A 3,643-nucleotide genomic window follows, 5' to 3' on the forward strand; every position below is an offset into this window, starting at 1 on the left:
GACTCCCGGAGGAGTCCGCCCCGCACGTCACACCCGCGACCGCGGGCCCTACGGCACCTTGTGCTTGTGGGCCTTCCGAATCTTCGGAGCACCCCCGCTTTCGCGGGGCGGACGTCAGACCTGCACCCGGCTCCGCACCGCTTCAACGATCTCGGCGATCGCTTCGTCACGGGGCACGCCGTTCTTCTGCTCGCCGCTGCGGTAGCGGAACGACACCGCGCCCGCCTCGACGTCGTCGTTGCCCGCGATCAGCATGAACGGGGTCTTCGAGCGCTGGGCGTTCCTGATCTTCTTCTGCATCCGGTCGTCCGAGGTGTCGACCTCCACCCGGATCCCGTGCTTCTTCAGCTCGGCCGCCACCTCCAGCAGGTACGGCACGTGCTCGTCGGTGATCGGGATGCCGGTGACGGTGACCGGGGCCAGCCACGGCGGCATCGCGCCCGCGTAGTGCTCCAGCAGCACCGCGAAGAAGCGCTCGATCGAGCCGAACAGCGCCCGGTGGATCATGACCGGCCGCTGCCGCGAGCCGTCCGCCGCGGTGTACTCCAGGTCGAAGCGCTCCGGCAGGTTGAAGTCGAGCTGGATGGTGCTCATCTGCCAGGTCCGGCCGATCGCGTCGCGCGCCTGCACCGAGATCTTCGGGCCGTAGAAGGCCGCGCCGCCCGGGTCCGGCACCAACGGCAGGCCCTGCTTCTCGGCCACGCTGGCGAGGACGGCGGTGGCCTCCTCCCACGCGTCATCGCTACCGACGAACTTCTCCGGGTCCTTGGTGGACAGCTCCAGGTAGAAGTCGTTCAGGCCGTAGTCGCGCAGCAGGTCCAGCACGAAGGTCAGCGTGCGGTCCAGCTCGTCGGCCATCTGCTCGCGGGTGCAGTAGATGTGCGCGTCGTCCTGGGTGAAGCCGCGGGCCCGGGTGAGGCCGTGCACGACGCCGGACTTCTCGTAGCGGTAGACCGTCCCGAACTCGAAGAGGCGCAGCGGGAGTTCGCGGTAGGAGCGGCCGCGCGCGTCGAAGATCAGGTTGTGCATCGGGCAGTTCATCGGCTTGAGGTAGTAGTCGACGCCCTCGTCCAGCTGCATGGGGGGGTACATGCCGTCGGCGTACCAGTCGAGGTGGCCGCTGGTCTCGAACAGCTTCCCCTTGGTGGCGTGCGGGGTGTAGACGAACTCGTAGCCCTCCTCCTCGTGCCGCTTGCGCGAGTAGTCCTCCATGGTGCGGCGGATGATGCCGCCCTTGGGGTGGAAGACGGCGAGGCCGGAGCCGATCTGCTCGGGGATGGAGAACAGGTCGAGCTCGTTGCCGAGCTTGCGGTGGTCGCGCTTGGCGGCCTCCTCGAGGAAGTCGAGGTGGGCCTTGAGCTCGTCCTTGGTGGGCCACGCGGTGCCGTAGAGGCGCTGCAGCATGGGGTTGCGCTCGCTGCCGCGCCAGTACGCGGCGGCGGAGCGCATCAGCTTGAAGGCCGGGATGTGCCGGGTGCTGGGCAGGTGCGGGCCGCGGCAGAGGTCGCCCCAGCAGAGTTCGCCGGTCTTCGGGTCGAGGTTGTCGTAGATGGTCAGCTCGCCGGCGCCGACCTCGACGTCCGCGCCCTCGCCGGCGGTGGCGGCGGAGCCCTTGAGGCCGATCAGTTCGAGCTTGTAGGGCTCCTTGGCGAGCTCCTCGCGGGCGGCCTCGTCGGTGACCACGCGGCGGGAGAACTTCTGGCCCCGCTTGATGATCTCCTGCATGCGCTTCTCGATGACCTTGAGGTCGTCCGGCTGGAAGGGGCGCTCGACGTCGAAGTCGTAGTAGAAGCCGTCGCGGACGGGCGGGCCGATGCCGAGCTTGGCCTCGGGGAAGACCTGCTGGACGGCCTGGGCCATCACGTGGGCGGTGGAGTGCCGCAGGATGTCGAGGCCGTCGGGGCTGGAGATCACGACGGGTTCGACCTCGTCGCCGTCCTGGACGACGTGGGCGAGGTCCTTGAGCTGGCCGCCGACCCGGGCGGCGATCACGGCGCGGTCGTCGGCGAAGAGCTCGGCGGCCGTCGTGCCCGTGGTCACCACGCGCTCTTCCCGATCGGGTTCGCGGTTGATGATGATCCGGACGTCCGTCACCGGTCTCTCCTGACGTTCTGGCTACCGTGGCGCAGCTGAACCGCTGCACCGTGCATGGTACCGAGCCGGGCCGTGTCCACGTCGCCGAGGCCCGGCGGCGGCTCCGTGGTGATCCGGTCACGTTCCGCCACGATCCGGTCACCGGGGACGGTTGACCGGGCCCCGAACGCGGTATCACTCCAGCACGGCGCGGCCGCTGCACCGGTCCTCGGTGGCAGCGGCGCCCGGCAAGGACCGTGCGGCGTCTGAGGGGGCGTCATGCAGCAGCTGGGTTCCTGGTATCGCGGTCCGCTGGCGTCCTTCGACACCGAGACGACGGGTGTCGACGTCGAGCGGGACAGAATCGTTTCGGCCGCCCTGGTGGTGCAGCCCGCACCCGGCGGGGCGGCCACCGTCCGCACCTGGCTGGCCGATCCGGGGGTGCCGATCCCGGAGCAGGCCCGCGCGGTGCACGGCATCACGGACGAGCAGGTGCGGGCGCACGGGCGGCCGCCGCGCGCGGTCGCGGTGGAGGTGGCGCGCGCCCTGGCCGAGCAGTCCCGGGCGGGCGTGCCGCTGGTGGTGATGAACGCCCCGTACGACTTGACGCTGCTGGACCGGGAGTTGCGCCGGCACGGGGCGGGCTCGCTGACGGAGGCGCTGGAGGGCGCGGAGCTGCTGGTGCTCGATCCGCGGGTGCTGGACAAGCAGTTCGACCGCTACCGCAAGGGCCGGCGCACCCTGACCGACCTGTGCGCGCACTACGGCGTGGAGTTGGTGGGCGCGCACGACGCGGCGGCGGACGCGCTGGCGGCGATGGAGCTGGTGCGGGCGGTGGCGTCCCGGTACGGGGCGCGCCTGGGCGGGCTGTCGCCGGCCGAGCTGCACCTGCGGCAGGCGGTGTGGCACGCGGCGCAGGCGCGCGGCCTGGAGCGGTGGTTCGAGCGCTCGGGCGCGCCGGAGCGGGTGGACACGGCCTGGCCGATGCGGCCGGCCCGGTGCCGCTGCGGTGAGCGCCTGGAGCCGGGCCACGCCTGCGAGTTGGCGGCCTGACGCCCCGTCGGGGGCGGCGGGTGCGGAAAACGCCGCAGGCCCCGACGGCGTGGTCGGGGCCTACGGTGTGCTGGGTGGGCGATACTGGGATCGAACCAGTGACCCCTTCGGTGTGAACGAAGTGCTCTCCCGCTGAGCTAATCGCCCGGCAACGAGAAGAACTGTAGCACTACTTGGGGCCGGGCTCACAATCCGTTCCACCGACGGTCCCCCAGCTCCCCTTCCGGGAGGGCACGTTGAATGTCCGTCAGAACTCGGTCCGGAGCACGCGGAAAAGGCGCAGGGCTCCGACCTGATAAACAAGTCGGAGCCCTACGCCTGTGCATTCCGGTGGGCGATACTGGGATCGAACCAGTGACCCCTTCGGTGTGAACGAAGTGCTCTCCCGCTGAGCTAATCGCCCGGGTGCAGGGAAAACATTACCCCATCCGCGCGGGTGCTCCGAACACCCTCGCCGCCACCGGTTCCGCCGCCGGCCCCGCGCCCCGGCGGGCCTCCCCCGGCACCGGCCCCGACC

2 protein-coding genes and 2 tRNA genes are annotated in these 3,643 nt (G+C 70.8%); 1 reads left to right on the top strand and 3 read right to left on the bottom strand.

The window, feature by feature from the left end:
* Positions 1-114: 114 nt before the first annotated feature.
* Positions 115-2,094 (bottom strand): threonine--tRNA ligase, encoded by a 1,980-nt coding sequence (gene thrS, locus ACFUEL_RS36925; protein ID WP_380242146.1) that lies wholly within the window; start codon positions 2,092-2,094, stop codon positions 115-117.
* A gap of 267 nt (positions 2,095-2,361) precedes the next feature.
* Here thrS and ACFUEL_RS36930 point away from each other — a divergent pair, with 267 nt between their 5' ends.
* Complete coding sequence (locus ACFUEL_RS36930; RefSeq protein ID WP_380242148.1) at positions 2,362-3,126, top strand: 3'-5' exonuclease; 765 nt, start codon at positions 2,362-2,364, stop codon at positions 3,124-3,126.
* Between the two features lie 75 nt (positions 3,127-3,201).
* Here ACFUEL_RS36930 and ACFUEL_RS36935 read toward each other — a convergent pair.
* Both ACFUEL_RS36935 and ACFUEL_RS36940 read right to left on the bottom strand, forming a co-directional pair.
* Positions 3,202-3,273 (bottom strand) — tRNA-Val (locus ACFUEL_RS36935).
* A 184-nt stretch (positions 3,274-3,457) separates the two neighbouring features.
* Positions 3,458-3,529, bottom strand: a tRNA-Val gene (locus ACFUEL_RS36940).
* Positions 3,530-3,643: the final 114 nt, after the last annotated feature.

Origin of the sequence: Kitasatospora sp. NPDC057198, assembly GCF_042670125.1 — a bacterium.
GTDB lineage: Bacteria > Actinomycetota > Actinomycetes > Streptomycetales > Streptomycetaceae > Kitasatospora.